Genomic DNA, 23,216 nt, shown 5'->3' with positions numbered 1-23,216 from the left:
TGTCTCGAGAAGAGGGGCCTAGATGTGCTCAGGTTTAGCCAGCAGCAGGCAACAACTCAAGGAGCACCTCACCTTTGGAGGGCTCACTCAGCTCTGCCCGCAGGCCGCGATCGAAGAATCGGCCCAGTCGGTCCTGTTTCTCCTGCCAACGCTCGAAGGGAACCGCTTCACAGCGAAACCGCATCACAACGGCATAGCGACCGTCGACGGCGCGCTCAAGCACGCTGATCAACTGAGGGGGCTCATCCTCATCCCAAAGTTTGAGGGCCTCGAGGGAGCTCTCGAGGTGAGCCTTCTGGCCATAGCGCCAACGGGTGACGTCTTTCACCAGCTTGCGGAGGGTCTTACTGGCGGCCTGCTCACGCAGGGCAACCGCATCTGGCTCTGCCTCCAGGAGCTCTGCGGGGGGCAGTTCGGAGGACTTGAGAGCCAACCCACCCAAGAGGATCGGGATGCCGTAAAAAATCGTCGGCAGGCTGAGGTTCGGATTGGAGGTGGCGTAGCCAATCCAGCCAATGACCGAGAGGGCCGCACCAGCCAAGGTGACTAGGCTGCCGGGGGAAGCGATTGCGAGCATGCAGGCATCTTCGGTCAACGGGGGGCAGGAGCCCAACCCCGCGCAGGATGCCCCCAGCACGGCGGAGCTGGTTGAACAGCTGCAACGGGACCGGCTCTGGTTGTTGCAGCAGCTGGACCAGGGACGTTGGCCAGAACTGCGCCTAGACCTGGCCGCCCTGGAGCGTGAACTGGGTCAGCTGCTGGAGCAGGCCCAAGAACGACTCAGCCCCAGCAGCTAAGCGATCAGAACGGAATCTCGTCCTCGCCTTCGGGAAGGTCAGGAACCAGGGGTGCGGTGTTCCAGGTGGGAGGCTGCTGCTGTGCGGGGGCGGCACTGCGGACAGGGGCAGGAGCCGAAGCCGGTGCAGCAGCCGGTGCAGCAGCGGCGGGACGAGGGGCGGCACTGCCACCGCCACTGCTAACGAGGGGATGCAGGCGGGAGAGCGTGAATTCAGCGCGCTTCTCCTTGGTCCCGTCCTGGCGGCTCACAGTGTTCATCCGCAGACGACCCTCGACCATTAGCCGCTGGCCAACCTGCACACGGTTCTGCAGGTCCTGAGCAAGACTTCCCCAGCCGACAACCTTGAGCTGACCCGCCGGATCATCAGGACGCAGCCCATCGAACTGAACGGCCATCTCCGCCACTGGAGTTTGGTTGTCCTGGGTGTATCGAACCTGAGGCGCCTCCAGCACCTCCACCTCCAGCAAGCAATGGTTCACAGGACCGGTCAATGGCACGGGGCCACATCCTGATGCAAGGCCTGGAATTTCACCAGGGGGATTCCTCGACCTCTGCCCCTGCCGAGACGATCTGGTTGGTCTCAGGCACCGGGGATGGTCCGCCCCTGGCCCAGGCCTTGCTGCAGCAGGGCTGGAACGTCCTGGTCAGCGTGGTCAGCGCCTTCGCCACACGGGCCTATCGGTCCCACCCCAATCTGCGCTTTCAGGTGGGGAAGCTCCAGGAGGATGAGGCCGTTGATCAACTGCTGAGGACGCTCAGACCCCGCTGGGTGCTCGATGCCTCCCATCCCTTCGCCGCAGTGATCAGCGGCAGGCTGCAACGGCGCTGCCAGGCCATGAACCAACCCCTGCTGCGACTGCAACGGGAGACCCCTCGCCTGCCTGAAGGAACCCGGATCCATGGGATCCAACAGTTCGAGGATCTGCGTTCCATCGCGCTGCGGGGAGAGCGACTGCTCCTGGCCATTGGCTCGAGACACCTCCAAGCGGCCCTGCGCCAGAGCTCCGCTTCGCAGCACTTCGCGCGGATCCTCGACAACCCGGAGAGCCTGCGTCTTGCCCTAGCGGCAGGCTTTGAACCGCAGCAGCTGGCCTGCGTGCGGCCCGGGGCTTTGCCCGAGGGCTCCATCGAACGCGCCCTCTGCCGGCGCTGGGGGATCAGCGCCGTGCTCTGCAGGCAATCCGGGGGACTCACCCAGCAGATCTGGCAGAACCTCAGCCAGGAGCTGGGCCTGCAGTTGATCCAGATCCGCCCCCCCGCAGAACAGCTGCCAGTAGGCCTGACACCGGAAGGAATCCTGCGTCAAGTTGGGGCAGCGCAAGCGCGGTCATGAGCCCATCATTGATCCTGGCCCTCACCACCGAGGCAAACCCAGAGACCGCCGAGGCCCTCGCCCGCGTTCTTCTGGAGAGGCGTCTGGCGGCCTGCGTCGCCCTGCGACCGCAACGGGCCCTCTACTGGTGGCAGGGACAGATCGAGGACAGCGCGGAGGTCGAGCTGCTGATCAAAACCACTCGAGAGCAGCAGCAGGCCCTGGAGGCCGCCGTCCATGAGCACCACAGCTACGAGACACCCGAATGGATCGTCTGGAGTGCAGAGGCCAGCCCTGGCTATGGAGCCTGGGCTCAGGCGGCCTGCAGCCCTAGTTGAGGTGCGTCTGGGCGAGGGCCTTCAGATCGACCTGGGAGCGGGGACCCAGCTGGGTCACCACCTGACCAGCGCAGAGCGAGGCGAGCTGACCACAGCGCTCCAGCAATTCGCCCTGGGTATAGGCATGCAGGAAACCACCGGCATAAAGGTCACCGGCGCCCGTGGTGTCCACAAGCGGGCCCAGGTTGAAGGGCTTGATGGCGATCGATGAATCGCCGCTGAGAATCACAGAACCCTGCTCGCTGCGAGTCAGGGCGGCGATACGGCAGCGGCCGCGGACAGCCTGGGCGGCCTCATCAAAGCTATTGGCCTTGTAGAGGGAGGTGATCTCCATCTCATTGGCAAAGAGAATGTCGACATGGCCGTCGACCAGCTCAAGGAAGCTGTCGCGATGGCGTTCGACGCAGAACGCATCGGAGAGGCTCAGCGCCACTTCGGCACCGTTCTCTTTCGCCACCTTGGCGGCCGCAAGAAAAGCAGCCTTGGCGTCGTCGCTATCCCAGAGATAGCCCTCGAGGTAGAGCACCTTCGCCTGGGCCACCATCTCGAGATTCAGATCGCTGGGATCGAGGCCAACCGAGGCACCCAAGTAGGTGCACATGGTGCGCTGCGCATCCGGTGACACCAGGATCAAGCAGCGTGCGGTCGAGGCCCCGGTCGTTGCTGCGGGGGTCTCATAACGGGTCCCCACAGCACGGATGTCATGGGCAAAGATCGTGCCCAATTGGTCATCCCGCACCCGACCAATAAAGCCAGCACGCCCGCCAAGCTGGGCAATGCCAGCCAGGGTGTTAGCCGCGGATCCCCCAGAGGTTTCCAAGCCAGGGCCGAGCTTGGAGTAGAGCGACTCGGCTTGGTCCTGATCAATCAGGGCCATCGTGCCCTTGGTCAGACCAAAGCCCTCAATGACGGCATCGTCGGCCTGAACAAGCACGTCAACGATCGCGTTGCCGATCCCGACAACATCCAAGGTCTTCACTTCAGGCATGGGAATCAGCGGCTCAGCAGGGCCCGCTTGGGACCGTGAATGGGGTCTTCGACCACGATGGTTTGGTCGCGATCAGCACCCAAGGAAACGATCGCAATCGGCACTTCCATGAGCTCAGCAAGGAAGCGGAGATAGCTCATGGCCGTCGGGGGAAGATCCTCAAGGCGGCGGCAATCAGCCGTGGAGGTCTGCCAACCCGGCAGGGTCTCAAAGATGGGCTGACAGCGGGCGAAATCCTCAGCGGAGCCGGGGAAGTGCTCGATGCGCTGGCCATCGAGTTCATAGGCCACACAGACCTGGATCTCGTCGAGTTCATCGAGAACATCGAGCTTGGTGATGGCCAGGCAATCGAGACCGTTGACCTCAACGGCATAGCGGCCGATCACCCCGTCAAACCAACCGCAGCGGCGGCGACGTCCGGTGGTAGTTCCAAATTCACCACCTCGATCGCAGAGGTGGTCATTCAGGCTGCCCTCCAATTCCGTAGGGAAGGGACCTTCACCGACGCGGGTGGTGTAGGCCTTGGCCACACCGATCACGCGGTCAATCAGGGTCGGACCGACGCCAGCACCAATGCAGGCACCACCACTGACTGGATTCGAGGAGGTGACGTAGGGGTAGGTGCCGTGATCGAGATCCAGCAGGGTGCCCTGGGCACCCTCAAACAGGATGTTCTTTTTGGCCTTGGCCGCCTGGTGAATGGTGCGGGTGCAATCGACGACGTGGGGAGCCAAGCGCTGGCCGTAGGCCACGTACTCAGCAACGACGGCGTCGAAATCCAGGGGCTCGATGCCGTAGATCTTTTGCAGGATCTCGTTCTTCTCCGCCAGCGGACCGGCCAAACGTTCCCGAAGGCGCGATTCATCCAGGATGTCGATCACCCGGATCCCGTTGCGCTGGGACTTATCGGCGTAGGTCGGGCCAATGCCACGGCCGGTGGTGCCAATGCGCTGATCCCCGCGGCGCTGCTCCATCGCCTGATCCAACAGGCGGTGGTAGGGCATCGTCACGTGGGCCGTCGCGGCCAAACGCAGGTCGTCGACCGGGATGCCGTTCTCAGCGAGCATGTCCAGCTCACCGATCATGACCTTGGGGTCCACAACGGTGCCGGAGCCAATCAGGCAGACGGTTCCTGGGTAAAGAATGCCGGAGGGAATCAGGTGCAGCTTCAGCACCTTGTCATCCACAACAATCGTGTGGCCGGCATTCACACCGCCCTGATAACGGACGACCACATCGGCCGAACGACTCAGGAGATCGGTGATCTTGCCCTTCCCCTCGTCACCCCATTGAGCACCGATGACGACAACGTTGGCCAAGGACACAGCGGCCCGCAGCCGCTTCTAAGCACAAGGATCAAGGATCTCAGATGAGGTGACCCTCCGTCAAAACAATCACGGAATTGTTTGGATTAAAAAAGCGGCCCATCCGGACCGCTTTGGGTTCAAACAACGAAGGCGGAGACGATCAGGCGCCGCGCACGACACCGGTCTCAGCTTTTTTGAGCTCCTTATTCAGGCGCTCCTTCAGGGCATCGGGGACGGGGCGATTTGGGTAGTTCGCGTAGTGGCCCGCCAGGGAGTTCAGGGCCGTCTGCATGGTGGTGAAGGAGGCCAAGCCGTTGAATTTGGCCTGGGGGCGGTAGCGGGCCATGTAGTCATTGATCAGGGCCCGTGCCGAGGTCTCCGCCTCACTGCGGCCAGGATCATCAGCCGCAATGGCAATGGTGGCCATCAGCTGATCCGCGACGACAACCGTGTCCTCCGCGTAGTTACCGGTCAGGGGACCCGAGCTGCCAGAGCAAGCCGTCACCAGCAGGGTCAGGCCCAGGCAGACAGCCAGCAGGGCTGCTTTGATTCGACGCCAACCAGCTGCCATCGGACTCGGGATCAACTTGAGCGGGATCCTAGGGGGCCTCGGCGGCCAGAAGTCCTTGACGCTCCAGCAGGAGCTGGGGCAGCAAGGTGGCTTCCAGCTGGTCGGCCGCGAGGTCCTGTTTGGCACCAGTGGAGCGCTGAACCAACTCCACCTGCCCCTCAGCCGCGCCGCGACCGACCACGACCCGCCAGGGAATTCCGAGCAGCTCTGAGTCCTTGAACTTGACGCCAGCCCGTTCAGAGCGGTCGTCGAGCAACACATCAACGCCGGCCGCCTGCAACTGGTCGTAGAGACGTTCCGCCAAGTCCACCTGCTCCGTTTCTTTGACGTTGGCGATCACGACAATCACCTCATAGGGAGCGATTGCGGTGGGCCAACAGATTCCGTTGGCGTCGTGGTGTTGCTCGACGGCGGCCTGGGCCAGCCTCGATACACCGATGCCGTAGCAGCCCATCCACAGGGGCTCCTCCTGGCCGGACTCATTGGTAAAGGTGGCGTCCAGGGCCGTGGAGTACTTCCTGCCGAGCTGGAAGATGTGCCCAACCTCGATTCCACGGCTGGCTTCGAGGGTTTGACTGGGGTCATGGACGCAGCGATCCCCGGGCTGCGCGGAGCGCAGATCGCCTGAATCAGGAGCACCCCCGAGCGCAGCCCAGCTCACGCCCAGCCGATGGTCATCACGCTCATTCGCGCCGCAAATGAAGACCTCCAAGGCCGTGGCGGTGCCATCGGCAAAGCGCTCAAAGCGGGGGGCCCAAGACTTGGCACCGGAGAGCATCGAATCGCTCAAATCCGGCCCGATGTAACCAAAGGGAATCCCCGTCAGGCCTTGCTTGGCCGCCTCATCGGGCTGCAGTGCTTGCAGGTCCAAAAGGGTGCCGTGCTTAGCCGAGAGCCGGTGACTGACGGCATTGCTCAACTTGACCTCATTGAGCTGCTGGTCGCCCCGCAGGGAGACGAGCAACGGCTGCTGCAGGCCGTCTTCAAAGCGAGCCAGCAATAGGAGCACCTTGACCACCTGCGTGGGGTGCCAACCCTGGGCCTGGCTCAGGGCCTCAATGGTGCTTTGACCAGGGGTCTCGATCCGCTCCACAGCCGAGCCGGGCGGAAGCGGCTGGGGCTCGGGTGGTAGGGAAACCGCCCGCTCTTGGTTCGCCGCGTAGCGGCCATCGCCGGCGGCCAAGATCAAATCCTCACCGGATTCAGCCGTGACCATGAATTCCTGGCTGGCCGAACCGCCGATGGCACCACTGTCGGCCTCGACGGCGACGGCCCGCAGGCCACAACGCTGAAAGATCCTGCGGTAAGCCTGGTCCATCAGGCCGTAGGTCTGCTTCAGGCAGTCCTCATTGGCGTGGAACGAATAGGCGTCCTTCATGATGAATTCGCGCCCACGCATCAGACCGAAGCGGGGACGAATCTCATCGCGAAACTTGGTCTGCACCTGATACAGGTTGACCGGGAGTTGCCGGTAGGAACGAAGCAGATCAGCGGCGAGTGCCGTGATGACCTCCTCGTGGGTCGGGCCGAGACCGAGCTCGCGACCTTGACGGTCCTCAAGGTGAAACATGATCCCCTCGCCGTCGGTGTACCCGGCCCAGCGCCCGCTGCGCTGCCAGAGCTCAGACGGCTGGAGCTGGGGCAGGAGCGTCTCCAGGGCACCCGCCGCGTTGAGTTCCTCGCGGACAACGGCTGAGACCTTCTGAAGGACGCGCCAGAGGAGGGGGAGATAGGCGTAGATGCCGCTGCCAATCCTGCGGATATAGCCGGCTCGCAGCAACAGCTTGTGGGAGGCAATCTCAGCCTCGGCGGGGTCATCCCGCAGCGTCACCAGCATCAGGCGGGAGACGCGCATGAGATCCGAGCAAGGAAAGAGGCCGGAAGCTATCACCTGCTCGAGCAGCCCTGGAGCCAGCATTTGCAGCCCCACGAACCGTTCCGTCCCACCCGCTTAAAAAAGCGCCACAAGTGAAGCGGAAATCAAGACGAAATTTCAGTTGCAGAGAGGAAAGCCTGCTAGTTTCCGCTTGATTCCAACCCGTCGCACGCACGTCTCATGAACCCCCATTCGTTCACTTCAGGAATGGGGCAAGGGATGGCCAGTGCAGCCGCTGCGATTGAAGCCAGTGCAGAAGGCGCAGCCAATAGCTCCGAACAATCCGAGAACCTGATTGGCATCGACGAAGTTCAGCGTTCGTTGAACCGCTCACGGGCCTCGGTCTACCGCTACACCAACACCGATCCGCGCAACCTCAACCCGCCTTTCAATCCCCGCAAACTCAACCCCGAGTACCGCAGCGATCAGAAAGAACCCTTGATGTTCCACCCCAATGAGGTGGCTCGCTTCGCCCGGGACGTCCTGCGCATCAAGGAAGTGACCGTTGAGGTACTGAACTCCCCTTCAACGGCAACCCAGCAACTCCTGGGTTCGATCCTCGAAGAACTGCGCACGATTCGAGAGCTTCTGGACTCGAGCAATCTCAGCCCAACCACCCTCGATAGCCGGCGGGATCAGCACGAGCAAGAACGCCCCGCGGCATAGACGCTGCACCTGACAGTCCCATCGCCGGATGTCAGGATGCACATATCTAATCTGTACTGAGGGTTTTCATTAACCCCGTCGATGGACTCAGATCCCCCTCCCCGAACCAGCGGATCCGCTCCTGCGGCTCAGGCTCCGGCCACCACGCAAGCCGCAAGCAGCAGATCCACCCCCGTGTTGAGCGAATCGAGCGAGGAACCCTTTAGTTCCAGCCCTATTTACGACTCCGCCGCTCCCCTTCTGGGCTTTGTCGTTGCCGTCTGCACCATGGTGATTCCGATCGCCAGCGTGCTGGGCAGTCGATCGGGTCCCGCTCAGGTAGCGGCTCCCCCCTCTGGCGTGATCGAGCAACCCAGCCATGGATTTGCGCAGTCTGCAGGCCTCCCCGCGGCCAGGGCTAGTGAACCTCGTGGTGGAGATTCCAGCTGGAAGCCGCAATAAATACGAGTTCAACCAAGAGGCTGGAGTGATGGCCCTCGATCGGGTGCTGCACTCCTCCGTGCGCTACCCCTTCGACTACGGCTTTATCCCCAACACCCTCGCAGAGGACGGCGCTCCTCTGGACGCGATGGTGATCATGCACGAACCCACCTTTGCCGGATGCCTGATCCAGGCCCGTCCCATCGGCATCCTCGACATGCTCGACGAGGGGGCCCATGACGGCAAGCTCCTCTGCGTTCCTGCGGCCGATCCCAACCAACGGGGCATCAACAGCATTCGACAGATCGCTCCGGTGCAGCTCGAAGAGGTGGCCGAATTCTTCCGGACCTACAAGAGCATGGAGGGCCGGGTCGTCGACATCCTGGGGTGGCTCGATGCGGACGCCGTCCCTGCGCTGATCGAAGCCTGCAGCGCCGCAGCGCAACAGCCTTAACCCCGCTTCTGGAGCAAAAAGCCTTCAAAACCCAGGGCCTGAAACACCCGGGCCGGATCACCAAAACCAGCGGCGTTGACCAGGCTGGTGAGACGGGCCAGACCGATGGGATGCAAACCCTCCGAGGCCAACTGATCGCGGGTGAGATCGAGGCCACTTGCGCGCTGGAAGCGATCCCAGGCCGCATCGAGCTGGGGCTCCAACGACGTCAGGGAGCTGCGCATCAAGTCAACTAAGACCAGCTGAGCCCCGAGCTGAAGGCACTGGGCTAGGGCGCTCAGATAGGCCAGTTTGCTGCCGTCATCAGGAAGGGACTGAAGCACCAGCACCGAGAGGGCGCCGGCGTAGCCACCGGCTTCGGCGTCAGCGGCGACAAACCCCTCGACCGTGTCTTGATGCCAACGAATGGGAACCCCTTCACCCAGGCGATCGCGCGAGGCCTGGAGCATCTCGTCGCTGGGATCCAAGGCCGTCAGCCGCCAATCCGGACGCTGCGCAACCGCTTCCAGAAGCTCCGCACCGGTGCCGCAGCCCGCCACCAGGACGGATGATCCCTCGATCTGAGCCTGAGGTGAGCTGCTGAGCAGGGCCACGGCCAGGCGAGCCAGACTTCCGTAGCCGGGAATGACTTGGCTCTGGAGACGGTCGTAACCCGCTGGATGCACCGTTTCGGCCAAAGAAAGGCCAATGCTAAGCAGCCCAATGCGACACGGCAGGACGCTGCATTTGGTGTCAGCCGCAGCAAACAACGTCAAAGAACGTCTGCGGCCAGGTAGGTTTGTCGGCGCCGAAGATCCCCGCCCGACCGTGCCCACCATCCGTTTTGAACAGGAAGGCCAGCAGGTCGGATGCATTGAAGGGGCCAACCTTCGCAAGGCTGCCGTGGATGCAGGCGTCAATCCCTACGGCGGTCTGAACAACCTCAATAACTGTGGTGGCGTCGGCCAGTGCGGCACCTGCGTCGTCGAGGTGGTTGAGGGCATGCAGAACCTCTCCCCCCGTAGTGACGTCGAGCAGGTCTACCTGGCTGACCGTCCCGCTAACTACCGCCTGAGCTGCCGCACCAGCGTCAACGGTGATGTGACCGTTCGCACCCGGCCCCAAGGCGGCACCGGAAGCGGCTCCAACAGCCTCGTGGGCGCCATCAAGAGCCTGCTGGGCAAGTGAGCAGCAGCCGTCTTCGGCTCTTCAGTTATCCCAAGTGCGGCACCTGCCGCAAAGCCCTGCAATGGCTTGACCAGCAGGGCTTTTCTGTTGGGAATGGGAATCTCGAGCTGATCGATATCACCCTCAATCCCCCGGGCCCGGACGACCTGCGCCTGGCCTTCAACAGCCTGGGGCGAAAGCGGCTGTTCAACACCAGTGGCCAGAGCTATCGAGCCCTTGGTGCCGCAGCCGTGGCTGCACTCAGCGATGACGAGGCCCTTGCTGCCTTGGCTGCTGACGGGAAGCTGATCAAACGTCCCTTCGCGATCACCGAAGCCGGCACGGCCCTGGTGGGATTCAAGCCTGAGGAGTGGCAGGCGGCTCTGGGCTAAGCGGCACAGGCGCTGTCAGTTCATCGAGTTCCTCCATCAAGGCGCCGATGCCGGCGCGGTTGACCTGGGCCAAGTAGTTCAACTTCACCTGCTGGAGCAAGCCGCAGAGCAGCTCCTGACTGCGCTCCAGGGTGTCCCCGCGCTCCAGAGCCGCCGCCAACTCCTCCCAGAAGCGATCGCCGAAGCGCTGCAGCAGTTCCGCCTGCCGGTCATCGCTCTGTGCCAAGCGATCCGCAGTTGTCCGGGAGAGCTCAACGACGGTCTCCACCATGCTGGCGGTGAGCTGACGGGCCAGGGCAGAGGGAACCACCGCCCCCCCTGGCACCTCTCGGAGACTTTGCTCGAGGGCATGGCTGAGCAGGGACTGCAGCTCTGGGGTCAGCCTGGGGGTGACCTGGCCGAGCACCATCGGTCCCCACAACTGCAGCAAACCCAGCAGGGGCTGCTCGAGCTGGGGGGGTAGCGCGCTGACACTCTGGTGGCTACGCAGGCTCCGAATCATGCGCGGCCACTGGGGCGATCGAATCAGCGATTGGGTGCCATCCACCAATTGCAGAGCCAAAACCTCAAAGAGCTCCAATGCCAAGAGTGAGACGACACCGCGACTAATCACGGCCCGCAGCGGCTCGACATTGATCATTCCCGTCTGACTCAAGCGCTCCACCACCGGCGCCAGGCGCATCCAGCGCCAAAAGGGCAGCAACAGCGGCAGATCGATCCAACGCCGCAGCAGGGCATCCCGCCAACTCAGGCCTGGGAAGCGCCGCCGCAAACGCAGCATCCGCAGCAGGATGTCGAAGGCGAAGACGCTTTGAAAGAGCAGAAGGTCGTAGCGCCAGAAGTGATCCGTGGGGCGGCCGTTCTCATCAATGGAGCGCCAATAGCTCGTGGCCACCAGCGGCAGGATCTGCTGCTGCCAGAAACGCCGCTCCTCCTCCCAGGAGTGTTGCTGTAGCCAGCCGTCCGAGAGCAGGCGCTGCGCGGACTCCTTAGCGGAGTCCAAGCCAGCTCGCTGACGCAGGCGATTCTTGATTTTCTCGAGGGTGCCGCTGTTACCTGAGGCGGCAAAGGGGTTCTCGTTGATCATCGCCTCGGTCAGTGCCACCTGTTGACGGCGCAGCTGAAGCGAATTGCTCAATGGAGCGGGTTTGAGCAGGGCCCCATCCAGTTGATCGAACTGCTGCAGATAGCCCTGGGTCTCCCGATGGGGCTCAATGCCCTTCACCGGGTCGTAGAGCGGGGTGATGTTGGGCAGAACCGTCAGCGGAACCACCAGCGGCACCTGGGGAATCGGGGTCAGATTCCGTTGCAACCAGAAGGTGCGGAATGGGACATAGGTGATGTCAAAGACCACCCAGACCAAATTGACCGTGGCCCAAAGGGCAATGGTCCGATCCCAGATCAACCAGCTGCGCGCCGCGCCGGTTCGCTGAACGGACAACCAACGCGGACGAACCATCGATCAAGCGAGGGGACGGACCTAATCTTCCCTAGCCGAACCCCCAGCTGGCAGCCCCGTCCTTGTCCTCGCACGATCCAACACAAGCCGCCAGCAGCAACAGCGGAGGTTCAGACCCCGAACGCACCCCTCAACAGCCCCCCCAGGAGAGTCCCTGGGTGTTCTGGAGGGGGGTGCTGATCACCCTCGGAGTGGCCCTGGGCGTGCGCCATTACGTCCTGGAGGCCCGCTACATCCCCTCGGGTTCGATGCTGCCTGGACTACAGCTGCAGGACCGGCTGCTGGTGGAGAAACTCTCCCTGCGCAGCCGCTCACCCAAACGAGGGGAGATCGTGGTCTTCCATGCACCCCACCACTTCGATCCCGTTCTGAGCGCTGATCGCAAGGTCGGACCCTTCAGTTGCGTCCTGGCCCAGCTGCCCATTCTGAACAGCATTCCAGGGGTCGCCGATCCTGCCTGTGATGCCTACATCAAACGCGTCGTCGCCGTCTCCGGTGATCGGGTCGTCGTCAACCCGCGAGGGCAGGTCAACATCAACGGCAGCTGGCTCAAGGAGCCCTACGTGCAGAACTACTGCCCCGTCGATGCCCTGGGCATGGGGCAATGCCGGACCCTGAATGCCGTTGTCCCTCCGGGCCATGTCCTGGTGCTGGGGGACAACCGGGCGAATAGCTGGGATGGTCGTTTCTGGCCCGGTGGCGCCTTCCTTCCTGAGCAGGAAATCATTGGACGGGCCTTCTGGCGCTTCTGGCCCCTCCCCACATCCGGTGCGTTAGCGAGCAGCGATCCGCTTAAGGACTCCGGCGCCAAAGCTGGGGGTTGAGCCCCGTCGCCAGCACCTGCCCCTTGAGGGTTGCCTTCGCCAGGGGCTGGTTGGCAGCCAGCGGAGCGTAGGAATCCTGCTGGGCCGACCAGACCTGCTGGGGATCAAAGAGCAACCAGCGATCCGTGCCGAGAGACAGCTGGGGAGGAGCGAGACCCAGCAGTGAGGCGGGGCCAAAACAGAGCACCTGCCAGAGCTCCTCGGCACTCCAGCCATCCACCTGCACCAGCTCCTGCCAGAGGGCCGGCAGAACGAAGCGATGGCCGGCGACACCAGGGCGGCGCTGATCCACCGGAAGCAGCTGCTCTTCAGGATCCAGCGCTTGATGGTTAACCGCCACGGCGCTGATCAGCCCCTGGCGCAGCCCATGCTTCAGCCGCTGGCGATCCAGGGCGGATCCCAGGGGCGGCTCCACACGCCACCCCTCCGCGATTGGATCCAAGCTGGCGGAGTCCACCAGCAGATGCCACCAACAGACCGTGGCGGGCGGGCGCTGGTCTGGGGCCACGGCCTCGAGCAGGTTCACCGCCTCGGCGGTGGAGAGATTCATCAGCTGCAGGCGTCGCGAGGGATAGCGCTCGGCCAGCGCCAACAGGCTGCGCAGGGGCAGGCTTTCACTGGTGGAGGGATCCATGGGCCATCCCGCCCGCAGGGCCGCGACACCCTCTCGGACAAACCCCTCTTGGGCCAGGCGGCGATCACGGGGAGAGAGGAGGACGGGAGCGTTGTCCATTTCCGCCAGGCTGAGGCCACGCTCAAGCAGCGGCAGAGAGGGGAGTTGGGCGCCATCCGCCAGCCCCAGGGCTCCACTGGCCAATTGATCGCCGTGGGGGGCCAGCTCCTGGCCATCCCCCGCCAGGCTGAAGCTGCCCCAGCGCAGAAGCTCGAAGCTCCCTGAGGACACCGGAGCCAAAGCCTGTAGTCGTTCAGGGGAGTCGCGCCACTGGCAGGAGTCCGGCAGAACAGCGACGGTGCCGTACCCCGCGGCAATCGCGGAACGCTCGAGGGAGGCCCTGGTTTCAGCCACCCCGTTCTGGGGATCGTCCAGGCAGGAATGGGGATCGACCAGGGCAGGGGCCAACAGGAGCCCCGAGGCCTCGATCTCTGGGGTGCCTTGATCCAGGCAACCCTCACCCCAGGAGACGATCCGGCCCTGCTCCAGACGCACGTCAGTGCGGCGAAGCGCCTGGCCTGGTCCCTCCAACAGCTGAACCTGGCGCAGCACCAGGGCTTGGGGGAGAGACATGGACATGGTCAACGCGGGGGACTGGGGCGATCAGAGCGCACCGGCAGCGGTTCGATCGATCACCCCCCCAAGATGCGCCGTTTGGTTCAAACACACCACCACTGGGGCTTGATCGGCTCCGTTGGGGTAGTCGATCACGGTGACGCCGCCGTTGCCCTGCTTGACGGCCCAGATATCTGCCGGAGTCAGGCCCAGCAACGCGCAGAGGATCGTCTTATTCACGGCATCGTGGGCCACCACCAGGGCGGTCTCTTCTGCGGCCAAGCTCGCAGCAATGGTGTTCCAGCCCCGCAAGGAGCGATCCCAGACGTCGTGAATGGTCTCCCCACCAGGCATCTGCACGGTTTCGGGGGCACGTTTCCAGTCGGCCAGGAGCTCCGCCCAGCCCGCAGAGATCTCCTCCTCCAGGCGGCCCTCCCATTCACCGTGGCCGATTTCCACCAGATCAGAGACGCTGGTGAGGGGCACCCCCGCGTGGTGCTTCAAGATCCCCTCCGCCGTCTGACGGGGGCGAGACATGGAACTGGAATAGGCCCGATCAAAGCTCACCTTGCGCAGGAACTCGCCGGCGGCGGCGGCTTGGGCTCGGCCGTTCTCGTTCAAGGGGATATCGATTTGCCCCTGGAAGCGCCCTTGGCGGTTCCAGTCGGTTTCGCCATGGCGCACCAGCAGCATCCGGGGGCCTGGACCTTTGCTGGGCAGGCTGCTTCCGCAGACCTCGGGCTGCAGGTGGGTCGTGCCGTTCAGCGATTCGATTTGAACCGCGACGGGCTTGGAGGCCGAACCGGCTGGCGCAGGACTGACGTTGAACACCGACAAGGAGGCGTTCTCTAAGCGAAGGCGACGGAAGCCGGAAGCCTCCAAGCCAAGGAGGGCCAGCACGAGGCAACGCAGGATCGCGTTGTGACCGACCACCAGAACGGTCTTGGGGCTTCCCCCTGGCTCATGGGCCGCCAGCAGACCATCGAGAAAGCGCTGGGCCTGCGCCATCAACTCTGGGATCGGGGCGTACTCGGATCCATCGGCGCGCCGCAGCTGGAGCTGCTCAGGGCTCCGTTTCCATGTGGCGTAGTCCTGGGGAAACTGCGTCTGGACCTCACTGCTCAGCAGGCCACTCCAAGGGGCCAGGTCCACCTCGAGCAGGTCATCGCTCAACTGCAGATCCACGCTGGATCCCTGCGCCGCCAGCAGGGCCTTGGCCGTGTCGTGGGCGCGCCGCAGCGGAGAGCTGTAAGCCGCATCAATCGTCAGAGCCCGCAGGGCTTCACCGGTGGCCAGCGCCTGCTTAGCGCCCACATCGGTCAAGCTCGAGAGGTCATCTCGGCCCTGGATCCGGTGCTCGAGGTTGAAGCTGCTCAGGCCGTGGCGAACCAGCAGGATCCGGAGGGACACGGGCACTTCCTTAACGAAACGGCATCGTATTTGAGGGCTCTATGGCCCCTCACTGGGCCGCAGAATGCAGCCCAGTGAGATGCACGGGGCGGTGGGGTGAGCACGGAAAAGGAGTCCAACAGTCCACGCAGGTCAGACACACCCAACTGGAAATCGGCCCTGGCGCTGGTCAGCCTGGCCCTCAGCCTGTTGCTCTGGCTCAACGGACTCGTCAGCAGCCTGCAACGCCCCTCCGTTGGCGATGACCTCAGCCGACGCCAGCTGGAGCTGAGCGTGCTGGCCCAGGGGAACTTGAGCGAGCCCATCCGTCCGCTGCTGAGCTCGGGTGATCCCCTGCGAACCCTCCAGGAGAGCCTCCAGAACGCGATCAACGACAGCGAGGAGGAGGGGCGCAATCCACCCCCAGGACTGCTGCTTGAGCAAGCCCTGCTGCTGCAACGCACAGGGGACCTGAGCCAAGCGCAGTCCCTGCTGAAGCAGCTCCGCCAAGAAGGGGGAGCCCAGCAGGCGATCGCCACCGTGCTGCTGAACCCCGAACAGCACGGCCGCCAGTCGCGCGAGCAACTTCTTGCCGAGCTCAAGGGATCAACGCTTGTACGCCAGTGGAGCTGCGAAGCACTGCTGGGCCCTGAGGCCTGCCAGGGGGATCAGGTCGCCAGGCAGGCCAGCGTGCAGCTGCTGGCGGTCACCCTGGTGCCCGGCCTGGGACTGCTCGGCGGCATCGCCCTGCTGATTCGCGAGCTCTGGAGGCGCTGGCGCGGAAAGACTCCAGCGGCGCCCCCATGGCTCGGCCCAGCCCTCTCCGGCATTGACACAGTTCTGCTGGTGGCCGGCGGTTTTGTGGTCGTCGGTGAGCTCATCACTCCCCTGCTGGTGGCACCGCTGCTGACGCGGCTGCTGCAGGACTGGCCGATCGAGGCTGTGCTCAAACAGGGGATCAGTGTCGTGGTCCTCTACGGCGCCTTGATGACAGGGCCACTGCTGATCCTGCGGCTGCTGCTGAAGCCCCTCGGGCCAGGGCCCCAGGGGGGATGGTTGCAATTCCGCTGGTCCCCCCTGCCGCTTTGCTTTGGCCAAGCCCTCAAAGGATTCTTGATGGTGCTGCCCCTGGTGAGCCTGGTGGGCTGGCTTCAGGGACAACTCTTTGGCGATCCGGGCGGCAGCAATCCCCTCCTGGAATTGGTCCTCAACGGACACAACATCCCCGCTCTGGCTTGTTTTGGAATCACCGCCATCGTCCTTGCCCCCTTGTTTGAGGAGACGATCTTTCGCGGTGCGCTGCTGCCCGTTGCCGCGCGCTACTGGGGATCGGGCTGGGGAATTGTGGTCAGCGCCGCTGTCTTCGCCGTGGCCCATTCCAGCCTCGGAGAATTTCCACCGCTGATGGTGCTGGGGCTCGGCTTGGGCTGGCTGCGCTGGCGCAGTGGACGGCTCGGCAGTTGCGTGCTGATGCACGCCCTCTGGAACAGCCTGACCTTCGCCAATCTCGTTGTTCTGGGTTGGTGAAAACCCCCTTGCTGGAAGCGCTCTCGCGTGGTTGACTTGCGCAGCACGCGTTGATGTTTGTGGTTGCCGTTCCGCTCCAGAAGAGCAACAGAGCGCCGGGCAGCCGCTCCAGCCGTTCCCTCGAGCTGATTCAAGGCACGCTGCTTGCCCGCAAGCTGGATCGCCAAGCGCCGTGGCTTGGCAATTTGCATCGCATTGCCGATGGAAGTCTCGTCGGCCTGGGAGTTGCCGTTGTCGGTCTCAGCGCCCTGACGCTCCACTGGCAGGGCCGCTGGACCAGCAGCTTCCAATCCCTTGAAGCGACCCAGCGGCTGGAGCACCGCCTGCAGGAATCAGCGGCGGTGCTCGAGCAGCATCACCTCTCGATGACCCGCAAGCCGGCCCTGCTGGAGCCCACCAGCAGTGAAAAGCTCGTGTACGTCGCTCCGCCGGCCGTCTCAGCAGGGCCAGACTTCGAAGCCCTCTTGGCCCAAGTCAATCCCGGTCAAATTCTTCCGGGCTACTGATGGCGCAGCAGGGGCTGCAGGGTCGGCGCGCCCCTGCACCACGGGAAGGACGTGGTCCAAGACGCAACCGGGTCGTGGATTTGCAGCCGGTGCCCCCGCGCCGGCTTTGGCTCGTCTACGGCCTTCTGGCGGCTGGACTCAGTGGTTTAGCGCTGCGGCTGGCCTGGGTTCAGGTGATCCAGGGCAACGAATTGTTGAACCGGGCCCGAGCGATTCAGACCCAAACGATCACGCCCCTTGGCCGCAGGCGGACAATCGTTGATCGCCAGGGTCGGCTGGTTGCCCTGGATGAAGAGCGCTTCACCCTCTGGGCCCACCCCCGCTACTTCTCCTTCCCTGGAGACGACATCGGAAGGCTGCGCAGCCCCCTGGATGTGGCGCGCAAACTCTCCCCCGTCCTGGCCAAGCCCATGGGCGAGTTGCTCAAGGCCATGGATGGCCGTAAGTCAGGGGTGAAGCTGGCCAGCGAGCTCGACCCAGAAACCGCACAACGGGTGCGCGAGCTGGGCATCAGCGGTGTCGACCTTGAGGCCTATCCCCAGCGGGTCTACCCCCAAGGGGGACTTTTCGCCAATGTCGTTGGCTTCCTCAATCTCGAGCGGGTCCCCCAGGCGGGTCTCGAGCAGAGCCGTGACCGCGACCTGCGTCGCCAAGAAGCCTCCAAAAGTCTCCGGCGTGGAGCCGATGGCACGCCCCTGCCCGATGGTCTGAAACCAGGGGTGCTCTACGGCGACGACCTCAAGCTGCAGCTCACCCTCGATGCCCGCCTGCAGCAAGTCGCCCAGATGGCACTGGCCAAACAGGTCCAGCAGTGGAAGGCCAAGCGCGGGGCCGCGTTGGTCATGGATGTCCGCAACGGTGAGCTGCTGACCCTGGCCTCCACCCCGACCTACAACCCCAACCAGTTCTGGAAGTTCCAGCCGGGATTGTTCCGTGAGTGGTCCGTCCAAGATCTCTATGAACCGGGGTCAACCTTCAAGCCGATCAACCTGGCGATCGCCCTTCAGGAAAACGCCATTGACCCGTCAGGAAAGGTGAATGACTCCGGCCAACTGACCGTTGGCGGCTGGCCGATCTTTAACCACGACCGCAAAGGCAATGGCTTGATCGACTTCCCAACGGTCCTGCAGGTCTCCAGCAACGTGGCAATGGTGGAAGCGATGCGGCGGGTTCAACCGGCACGCTTCTGGCATTGGCTCCACACCCTGGGAATCGACAACACTCCGGATACCGACCTGCCCGGCGCCGTAGCCGGTCAGCTCAAATCCCTCGAGACCTTTAAAACCCAACCGATCGAGCCCGCAACGGCCGCCTTCGGTCAAGGCTTCAACCTGACGCCCCTGAAATTGATCCAGCTGCACGCGATGTTGGCGAACGGCGGCAGGCTGGTCAGTCCCCACATCACCCGCGGCCTGCGCTCCGGTGATGACCTGGCCAGCGCCCCGCCGGCCTCAGGGGTGCAACTGATCCGGCCCGCCATCGCCCAAACCGTCCTCAATTGGATGGAGACGGTGGTGGAGAAAGGCAGTGGCCGTGGCGTACAAATCCCAGGCCACCGGATTGGCGGCAAAACAGGGACGGCGCAAAAGGCACGCAATGGTGTCTACGTGGCCGGAGCCAAGATCACGAGCTTCATCGCCCATTTGCCGATCAACCAACCGCGCTATGTCGTGTTGGTCGTTGTCGATGAGCCGAAGGGCGAAAACGCCTACGGATCAACGGTGGCGGTTCCCGTCGCCAAGCAAATCATTGAGGCCTTATTGGTGATTGAGAAAATCCCGCCCAGCCGCACGGTTCCCACAACGGCCCGTCAGTAGATCGCACTGCGTGACCGCTTGATGACAACGGGAGTCACGCCCCGATTGGCATCGCTAGCTTGAAAATACGTTTGGTGCCCGGCATGGCCAATCTCCTCGACCAACTGGCCGCGATGACCGTTGTTGTCGCCGATACCGGTGACATCGATGCGATTCAGCAGTTCACCCCCCGGGATGCCACCACCAACCCTTCGTTGATCCTGGCGGCGGCCCAGATCCCGACCTACCAAAACCTGATCGATACCTCCCTGCGGGAGTCCCGCGAGGTCTGCGGCCCCTCGGCACCGGCTGAAGAGGTGGTGCGCGAAGCCCTCGACGAGATCTGCGTCACCTTCGGCAAGGAAATTCTCAAGATCGTCCCCGGCCGGGTCTCCACCGAAGTGGATGCGCGCCTGAGCTTCAACACCGAAGCGACGATCACCAAGGCCCGCAAGCTGATTGGCCTTTATCGCCAAGCGGGCATCAGCCGTGATCGCGTGCTGATCAAGATTGCCTCCACCTGGGAAGGCATCAAGGCCGCGGAGGTGCTCGAAAAAGAGGGCATCCACTGCAACCTCACCCTCCTCTTCAGCTTCGCTCAGGCCGTGGCCGCCGCTGAGGCTGGCGTCACCTTGATCTCCCCCTTTGTCGGCCGCATCCTCGACTGGTTCATAAAGAGCACCGGCCGCGAGAGCTATCCCGGCCATGAGGATCCGGGCGTGCTCTCGGTCACCAAGATCTTCAACTACTTCAAGACCTTCGGCTACAAAACCGAGGTCATGGGAGCGAGCTTCCGCAACATCGACGAGATCGTCGAATTGGCGGGATGTGACCTACTCACCATCTCGCCCAAACTCCTGGATCAACTGCGCAACACCCAAGGGGATCTGCAACGGAAACTGAACCCCTTTGATCCAGCGACGACGGAGCAACAGATCCACCTGGATGCCCAAGGCTTCAAGGCGATGATGGCCGAGGATCAGATGGCCACTGAAAAACTGGATGAGGGTATCCGGGGATTCACCAAGGCAATCGAGACCTTGGAAGCCCAATTGGCCCACCGTTTGGGCGAACTGGAGGGAGCCAGTGCCTTCCAACATGCCGCCCAGGAAATCTTCCTGCTGAACGACCTCGATGGCGATGGCTGCATCACTCGCGAGGAATGGCTGGGGACCGATGCTGTGTTCGATGCCCTGGACACCGATCACGACGGACGTCTTTTGCCCAATGACATCCGTGGCGGACTCGGTGCGGCCCTCGCTATTAACAACTGACTTAGGCTCTGGGCCAGTTGGTTGGCTGTTGCGTGAACGCCCTCGAAACCATGCGTGCCCTGGCCAGCCAGGGAGAGGTGATTCAGGCAACGGCAGGTGATGCGATCTTCTCCTCCGGGGAGACCGGAGACTGCATGTTCGGGGTTCTGGAAGGAACCGTTGAGCTCACTTGGAACGACGAGGTCGGCCATGAGGTCATTCAGGCCGGCGACGTCTTTGGTGCCGGTGCCCTGGTGACGGCGGAGCATCGCCGGTACGGCAATGCCAAAGCCGTCAGCGACTGCAAGCTGCTGAAGATGAACCGCGAGAAGTTCCTCTTCGCCGTTCAGGAATCCCCCATGTTCGCCATCGAGCTGCTGGGCTCAATTGATCACCGCCTGAGGCAACTCAAGGACTGCACCAAGGTCGGCTGAGCGCTCAGCCCCGCTGGAACAGCAGGCGTTTAATCACGCGTTGGGCGATATCGCCGTAACCCATCTCGCCCGAAAGAATTTGGGCGATCCGTTGCGGCGCTGTCGGTCGCTTGATCCCCAGCTGGTAGCCCACTTTCGGTACCCGGTAGAACACCTGTGCAATGCGCCGGCCCCAGGCCATGGAGTCGCCCCAGTGTTGGCGCATCTGGGCGCTGTATTGAGCGAGGGCCTGCTGTTGCTCATCGGCAGCGGAGCTGCCCAGATAGCGATCCACCGCGTCAGCGGCCCGCACGCCACTCATCAGTGCCGGGCGTAACCCCTCCGCCAAAAAGGGATCACAGAGGGAGGCCGCGTCACCGACCACCACGGCGCCAGGGACATGCAGTGGGTAGTGACCATCCCAAACCCTGAGGGGAGAACGGCGCCGCAGGCCGGCATCCGGCGCGAGGCCCAAGGAGGGAAGCAATTCGGTTAACACCGCATCCGCATCCGCCGCTTCGCGGCCAATGAAGGTGCCCACTCCAATGCTGTAGCCCCCTTGCCTGGGGAAGGCCCAGCAGAAGCCATGGCGCACGAGACCGAATTCGAATCGGGCCGTGTCCCCCTCCAACACCTCGGCATCAACCTCAGCCGCCAGGGCTTCTGCAAAGCGCGGCTGACTGGGACCGAGGCCCAAGGGGGCGGCAAAACGAGAGTTGGAGCCATCGGCAATCATCACGGCTCGTGCGCGGTAGCCATGGCCACCGGCTTCCAACATCCATCGATCGCCATCCCGGTGGATTGACGACACTTCGGAGCCATCCAGCAGTTCCGCACCCTCCGCAACGGCCCGCTCAACCAGATAGTGGTCCAGCTTGGAGCGCTGCACGATCCAAAACGGAGAGTCGCCAGGAAGGACCGCCACCACCGGATCCTCCAGGCACCAGGTGAATTTCACCTGGGTGATCACGCGATCAACGGCCGGCTGCAGATCAAAGGGAAACCAACGCTGCACGGAGGCCGCCATGCCACCGCCACAGGGTTTGGCCCTGGGAAGGGACTGCGCCTCAAGCAGCAGAACACGACGTCCCCGCGCAGCCAGGTGGAAGGCCGCTGCGCCGCCGGCAGCACCGGCGCCGACAACGGCGACATCAAAACAGTGCGGTTCGCTCACACCTTGAGGATGTCTGCTTCCTTCTCAGCCAGCAGTTTCTCGATCTCAGCAATGAACTTGTCGGTGAGCTTTTGGACCTTGTCCTGCTCATCGCGGCTTTGATCCTCGGAGAACTCGCCCTCCTTCTCCTGCTTTTTCACCTTGTCGATCGCATCGCGGCGAACGTTGCGCAGGGCCACCTTGCCCTCCTCGGCATACTTCGCCGCCAACTTGCAGAGCTCCTTGCGGCGGTCCTCCGTCAGGGGCGGGATGTTGATACGGATCAACTTGCCGTCGTTGTTGCAAGTCAGCCCCAGGTCACTCATCGAAATGGCCTTCTCGATCAGCCCCAAGGAGCTGCCATCGAAGGGCTGCAGTTGGATCGTCGAGGAGTCGGGGGTGCTGATGGTGGCCAGGGACTTCAGCGGCGTATCCGCGCCGTAGTACTCCACCTGGATCTTGTCGAGCAGCGACGCATTCGCCCGGCCGGTGCGAATCGTGTTGAAGGTGCGCTGGGTGGAATCCACCGACTTGCGCATGCTGGCTTCGAGATCCATGGCGAGAAAAAGGGCGTCGCTGAAGAAAGAAAGGGGCCGACCCGTCAGGCCGAAGGAAGGATGCTGGTGCCGATGGGCTCACCGCGCACAGCCCGACCAATGTTGCCGGAACCGAACAGATCAAACACCACGATTGGGATGGCGTTGTCCTTGCAGAGGGCGATGGCCGTGCTGTCCATGACCTCTAGCTCTTTGCTGAGGACATCCATGAACGAGAGGCTCTCGTAACGCACCGCGTCGGCGTGCTTGTTGGGGTCCTTGTCGTAGACCCCGTCGACCTTGGTGGCCTTGAACACCACGTCGGCTCCGATCTCAGCGGCCCGCAACGCAGCGGTGGTGTCCGTGGTGAAGAAGGGATTACCCGTACCGGCGGCAAAGATCACCACGCGCCCCTTCTCCATGTGGCGGATGGCCTTGCGACGGATGTAAGGCTCCGCAACCTCCTGCATCGAGATGGCGCTCTGGACGCGGGTGGGAATGCCGGCCCGCTCCAATCCGTCCTGGAGCGTGATGGCATTCATCACCGTCGCCAACATGCCGACGTAGTCAGCGGTGGCCCGGTCCATGCCGGCGGCGGACCCCTTAAGACCGCGGAAGATGTTGCCGCCGCCCACCACGATCGCCAGCTGGCTGCCGTCGGAGACCACAGCGGCGACATCCTTAGCGATGGCATCCACCACCGCAGGATCGATGCCGTAGCCCTGCTCGCCCATCAGGGCTTCGCCGCTGAGCTTCAGCAACACGCGCTGATAGGCCATCCCTTCGTGCTGCAGCTTCGTTGGCCGAACAGTAGCAAGCGTGAGATCCCTTGCCGACGCTGGCCAGGAGCGCTTCGATGCCAG

26 protein-coding genes are annotated in these 23,216 nt (G+C 63.4%); 13 read left to right on the top strand and 13 right to left on the bottom strand.

Annotated elements, in window-relative coordinates; translation table 11 throughout:
* Positions 1 to 34: 34 nt before the first annotated feature.
* Positions 35 to 577, bottom strand: coding sequence for a DUF2854 domain-containing protein (locus tag LY254_RS00505; protein ID WP_010316684.1), 543 nt, complete (start codon positions 575 to 577; stop codon positions 35 to 37).
* Between LY254_RS00505 and LY254_RS00500 the strand changes: the two genes are divergently transcribed.
* The gene (locus tag LY254_RS00500) at positions 576 to 797 is read left to right on the top strand and encodes a hypothetical protein (protein WP_247477948.1); all 222 of its coding nucleotides are present in this window, start codon (positions 576 to 578) and stop codon (positions 795 to 797) included. The genes LY254_RS00505 and LY254_RS00500 overlap by 2 nt on opposite strands.
* Before the next feature lie 4 nt (positions 798 to 801).
* On the opposite strand, the gene LY254_RS00495 is transcribed toward LY254_RS00500, so the two are convergent.
* Positions 802 to 1,278 (bottom strand): single-stranded DNA-binding protein, encoded by a 477-nt coding sequence (locus LY254_RS00495; protein ID WP_247477945.1) that lies wholly within the window; start codon positions 1,276 to 1,278, stop codon positions 802 to 804.
* Between the two features lie 32 nt (positions 1,279 to 1,310).
* Here LY254_RS00495 and LY254_RS00490 point away from each other — a divergent pair, with 32 nt between their 5' ends.
* Both LY254_RS00490 and cutA read left to right on the top strand, forming a co-directional pair.
* Entirely contained in the window at positions 1,311 to 2,132 is an 822-nt protein-coding gene (locus LY254_RS00490) for a precorrin-6A/cobalt-precorrin-6A reductase (RefSeq protein ID WP_247477942.1), read from the top strand.
* Positions 2,129 to 2,449 carry a divalent-cation tolerance protein CutA gene (cutA, locus tag LY254_RS00485; RefSeq protein ID WP_247477938.1) on the top strand — a complete coding sequence of 107 codons (321 nt, stop codon included), beginning with the start codon at positions 2,129 to 2,131 and terminating at the stop codon, positions 2,447 to 2,449. Before LY254_RS00490 ends, cutA begins: the two co-directional genes overlap by 4 nt.
* Here the strand turns inward: cutA and LY254_RS00480 are convergent.
* The 4 genes from LY254_RS00480 to LY254_RS00465 all read right to left on the bottom strand — a co-directional run bounded on the left by LY254_RS00480 (position 2,442) and on the right by LY254_RS00465 (position 7,170).
* On the bottom strand, positions 2,442 to 3,437 hold the full coding sequence (locus LY254_RS00480) for an adenosine kinase (protein WP_247477936.1): 996 nt from the start codon (positions 3,435 to 3,437) through the stop codon (positions 2,442 to 2,444). The two genes, cutA and LY254_RS00480, sit on opposite strands and share 8 nt — an antisense overlap.
* A gap of 5 nt (positions 3,438 to 3,442) precedes the next feature.
* Positions 3,443 to 4,756: an adenylosuccinate synthase gene (locus tag LY254_RS00475; RefSeq protein ID WP_010316677.1), complete on the bottom strand. Its 1,314-nt coding sequence runs from the start codon at positions 4,754 to 4,756 to the stop codon at positions 3,443 to 3,445.
* A gap of 148 nt (positions 4,757 to 4,904) precedes the next feature.
* The gene (psb27, locus tag LY254_RS00470; protein ID WP_010316676.1) at positions 4,905 to 5,315 is read right to left on the bottom strand and encodes a photosystem II protein Psb27; all 411 of its coding nucleotides are present in this window, start codon (positions 5,313 to 5,315) and stop codon (positions 4,905 to 4,907) included.
* 28 nt (positions 5,316 to 5,343) lie between these two features.
* The gene (locus LY254_RS00465; RefSeq protein WP_247477934.1) at positions 5,344 to 7,170 is read right to left on the bottom strand and encodes a proline--tRNA ligase; all 1,827 of its coding nucleotides are present in this window, start codon (positions 7,168 to 7,170) and stop codon (positions 5,344 to 5,346) included.
* 240 nt (positions 7,171 to 7,410) lie between these two features.
* Here LY254_RS00465 and LY254_RS00460 point away from each other — a divergent pair, with 240 nt between their 5' ends.
* Together LY254_RS00460 and LY254_RS00455 are read left to right on the top strand one after the other, a co-directional pair.
* On the top strand, positions 7,411 to 7,857 hold the full coding sequence (locus LY254_RS00460; protein WP_010316672.1) for a hypothetical protein: 447 nt from the start codon (positions 7,411 to 7,413) through the stop codon (positions 7,855 to 7,857).
* A 358-nt stretch (positions 7,858 to 8,215) separates the two neighbouring features.
* The gene (locus LY254_RS00455) at positions 8,216 to 8,731 is read left to right on the top strand and encodes an inorganic diphosphatase (protein ID WP_247477932.1); all 516 of its coding nucleotides are present in this window, start codon (positions 8,216 to 8,218) and stop codon (positions 8,729 to 8,731) included.
* Here LY254_RS00455 and LY254_RS00450 read toward each other — a convergent pair.
* Positions 8,728 to 9,396: a class I SAM-dependent methyltransferase gene (locus tag LY254_RS00450; RefSeq protein ID WP_247477924.1), complete on the bottom strand. Its 669-nt coding sequence runs from the start codon at positions 9,394 to 9,396 to the stop codon at positions 8,728 to 8,730. The two genes, LY254_RS00455 and LY254_RS00450, sit on opposite strands and share 4 nt — an antisense overlap.
* Before the next feature lie 142 nt (positions 9,397 to 9,538).
* On the opposite strand from LY254_RS00450, the gene LY254_RS00445 reads away from it, so the two are divergent.
* Both LY254_RS00445 and LY254_RS00440 read left to right on the top strand, forming a co-directional pair.
* Positions 9,539 to 9,898, top strand: coding sequence for a 2Fe-2S iron-sulfur cluster-binding protein (locus tag LY254_RS00445; RefSeq protein WP_247479943.1), 360 nt, complete (start codon positions 9,539 to 9,541; stop codon positions 9,896 to 9,898).
* A complete protein-coding gene (locus LY254_RS00440; RefSeq protein WP_247477923.1) occupies positions 9,895 to 10,269 on the top strand; it encodes a Spx/MgsR family RNA polymerase-binding regulatory protein in 375 nt (124 codons plus the stop codon). The genes LY254_RS00445 and LY254_RS00440 overlap by 4 nt, the downstream gene beginning before the upstream one ends.
* Here the strand turns inward: LY254_RS00440 and LY254_RS00435 are convergent.
* Positions 10,235 to 11,728, bottom strand: a complete 1,494-nt coding sequence (locus tag LY254_RS00435; protein WP_247477922.1) for a hypothetical protein — start codon at positions 11,726 to 11,728, stop codon at positions 10,235 to 10,237. The two genes, LY254_RS00440 and LY254_RS00435, sit on opposite strands and share 35 nt — an antisense overlap.
* A gap of 62 nt (positions 11,729 to 11,790) precedes the next feature.
* On the opposite strand from LY254_RS00435, the gene lepB reads away from it, so the two are divergent.
* Positions 11,791 to 12,552: a signal peptidase I gene (lepB, locus tag LY254_RS00430; RefSeq protein WP_247477921.1), complete on the top strand. Its 762-nt coding sequence runs from the start codon at positions 11,791 to 11,793 to the stop codon at positions 12,550 to 12,552.
* Here the strand turns inward: lepB and LY254_RS00425 are convergent.
* Together LY254_RS00425 and LY254_RS00420 are read right to left on the bottom strand one after the other, a co-directional pair.
* Positions 12,521 to 13,804 carry a dihydroorotase gene (locus tag LY254_RS00425; protein WP_371820477.1) on the bottom strand — a complete coding sequence of 428 codons (1,284 nt, stop codon included), beginning with the start codon at positions 13,802 to 13,804 and terminating at the stop codon, positions 12,521 to 12,523. The genes lepB and LY254_RS00425 overlap by 32 nt on opposite strands.
* Positions 13,805 to 13,828: 24 nt before the next feature.
* A complete protein-coding gene (locus LY254_RS00420) occupies positions 13,829 to 15,190 on the bottom strand; it encodes a histidine phosphatase family protein (RefSeq protein WP_247477920.1) in 1,362 nt (453 codons plus the stop codon).
* A 96-nt stretch (positions 15,191 to 15,286) separates the two neighbouring features.
* On the opposite strand from LY254_RS00420, the gene LY254_RS00415 reads away from it, so the two are divergent.
* From LY254_RS00415 to LY254_RS00395, 5 genes are all read left to right on the top strand, one after another.
* Positions 15,287 to 16,696, top strand: a complete 1,410-nt coding sequence (locus tag LY254_RS00415; protein ID WP_247477919.1) for a CPBP family intramembrane glutamic endopeptidase — start codon at positions 15,287 to 15,289, stop codon at positions 16,694 to 16,696.
* Between the two features lie 53 nt (positions 16,697 to 16,749).
* Entirely contained in the window at positions 16,750 to 17,202 is a 453-nt protein-coding gene (locus LY254_RS00410) for a hypothetical protein (protein WP_010316655.1), read from the top strand.
* Complete coding sequence (locus tag LY254_RS00405) at positions 17,202 to 19,019, top strand: penicillin-binding protein 2 (protein ID WP_247477917.1); 1,818 nt, start codon at positions 17,202 to 17,204, stop codon at positions 19,017 to 19,019. The genes LY254_RS00410 and LY254_RS00405 overlap by 1 nt, the downstream gene beginning before the upstream one ends.
* Positions 19,020 to 19,102: 83 nt before the next feature.
* A complete protein-coding gene (locus tag LY254_RS00400; protein WP_247477915.1) occupies positions 19,103 to 20,272 on the top strand; it encodes a transaldolase in 1,170 nt (389 codons plus the stop codon).
* A gap of 32 nt (positions 20,273 to 20,304) precedes the next feature.
* Entirely contained in the window at positions 20,305 to 20,685 is a 381-nt protein-coding gene (locus LY254_RS00395) for a Crp/Fnr family transcriptional regulator (protein ID WP_247477913.1), read from the top strand.
* Positions 20,686 to 20,689: 4 nt separating this feature from the next.
* Here LY254_RS00395 and LY254_RS00390 read toward each other — a convergent pair whose 3' ends face one another.
* The 3 genes from LY254_RS00390 to pyrH are packed head-to-tail and all read right to left on the bottom strand — an operon-like array spanning position 20,690 to position 23,132.
* Positions 20,690 to 21,838, bottom strand: a complete 1,149-nt coding sequence (locus LY254_RS00390) for an NAD(P)/FAD-dependent oxidoreductase (RefSeq protein ID WP_247477911.1) — start codon at positions 21,836 to 21,838, stop codon at positions 20,690 to 20,692.
* Positions 21,835 to 22,374, bottom strand: a complete 540-nt coding sequence (gene frr, locus LY254_RS00385; protein ID WP_010316649.1) for a ribosome recycling factor — start codon at positions 22,372 to 22,374, stop codon at positions 21,835 to 21,837. The genes LY254_RS00390 and frr overlap by 4 nt, the downstream gene beginning before the upstream one ends.
* Before the next feature lie 44 nt (positions 22,375 to 22,418).
* Positions 22,419 to 23,132, bottom strand: coding sequence for a UMP kinase (gene pyrH, locus LY254_RS00380; RefSeq protein WP_247477910.1), 714 nt, complete (start codon positions 23,130 to 23,132; stop codon positions 22,419 to 22,421).
* Positions 23,133 to 23,216: the final 84 nt, after the last annotated feature.

It is taken from the genome of Synechococcus sp. NB0720_010, from assembly GCF_023078835.1.
Taxonomy (GTDB): domain Bacteria; phylum Cyanobacteriota; class Cyanobacteriia; order PCC-6307; family Cyanobiaceae; genus Vulcanococcus.
The sequence above is the reverse complement of the archived record's forward strand: the minus strand, read 5'-3'. Positions and strand labels throughout refer to the sequence as shown.

What these genes read in the sequence shown, in the direction of transcription:
- LY254_RS00500 (WP_247477948.1), top strand. Translation starts at nt 576, where the DNA reads ATGCAGGCATCTTCGGTCAACGGGGGGCAGGAGCCCAACCCCGCGCAG.
- LY254_RS00505 (WP_010316684.1), bottom strand. Translation starts at nt 577, where the DNA reads ATGCTCGCAATCGCTTCCCCCGGCAGCCTAGTCACCTTGGCTGGTGCG.
- LY254_RS00490 (WP_247477942.1), top strand. Translation starts at nt 1,311, where the DNA reads ATGCAAGGCCTGGAATTTCACCAGGGGGATTCCTCGACCTCTGCCCCT.
- cutA (WP_247477938.1), top strand. Translation starts at nt 2,129, where the DNA reads ATGAGCCCATCATTGATCCTGGCCCTCACCACCGAGGCAAACCCAGAG.
- LY254_RS00480 (WP_247477936.1), bottom strand. Translation starts at nt 3,437, where the DNA reads ATGCCTGAAGTGAAGACCTTGGATGTTGTCGGGATCGGCAACGCGATC.
- psb27 (WP_010316676.1), bottom strand. Translation starts at nt 5,315, where the DNA reads ATGGCAGCTGGTTGGCGTCGAATCAAAGCAGCCCTGCTGGCTGTCTGC.
- LY254_RS00465 (WP_247477934.1), bottom strand. Translation starts at nt 7,170, where the DNA reads ATGCGCGTCTCCCGCCTGATGCTGGTGACGCTGCGGGATGACCCCGCC.
- LY254_RS00460 (WP_010316672.1), top strand. Translation starts at nt 7,411, where the DNA reads ATGGCCAGTGCAGCCGCTGCGATTGAAGCCAGTGCAGAAGGCGCAGCC.
- LY254_RS00455 (WP_247477932.1), top strand. Translation starts at nt 8,216, where the DNA reads ATGGATTTGCGCAGTCTGCAGGCCTCCCCGCGGCCAGGGCTAGTGAAC.
- LY254_RS00435 (WP_247477922.1), bottom strand. Translation starts at nt 11,728, where the DNA reads ATGGTTCGTCCGCGTTGGTTGTCCGTTCAGCGAACCGGCGCGGCGCGC.
- LY254_RS00425 (WP_371820477.1), bottom strand. Translation starts at nt 13,804, where the DNA reads ATGTCCATGTCTCTCCCCCAAGCCCTGGTGCTGCGCCAGGTTCAGCTG.
- LY254_RS00410 (WP_010316655.1), top strand. Translation starts at nt 16,750, where the DNA reads ATGTTTGTGGTTGCCGTTCCGCTCCAGAAGAGCAACAGAGCGCCGGGC.
- LY254_RS00405 (WP_247477917.1), top strand. Translation starts at nt 17,202, where the DNA reads ATGGCGCAGCAGGGGCTGCAGGGTCGGCGCGCCCCTGCACCACGGGAA.
- LY254_RS00400 (WP_247477915.1), top strand. Translation starts at nt 19,103, where the DNA reads ATGGCCAATCTCCTCGACCAACTGGCCGCGATGACCGTTGTTGTCGCC.
- frr (WP_010316649.1), bottom strand. Translation starts at nt 22,374, where the DNA reads ATGGATCTCGAAGCCAGCATGCGCAAGTCGGTGGATTCCACCCAGCGC.
- pyrH (WP_247477910.1), bottom strand. Translation starts at nt 23,132, where the DNA reads ATGGCCTATCAGCGCGTGTTGCTGAAGCTCAGCGGCGAAGCCCTGATG.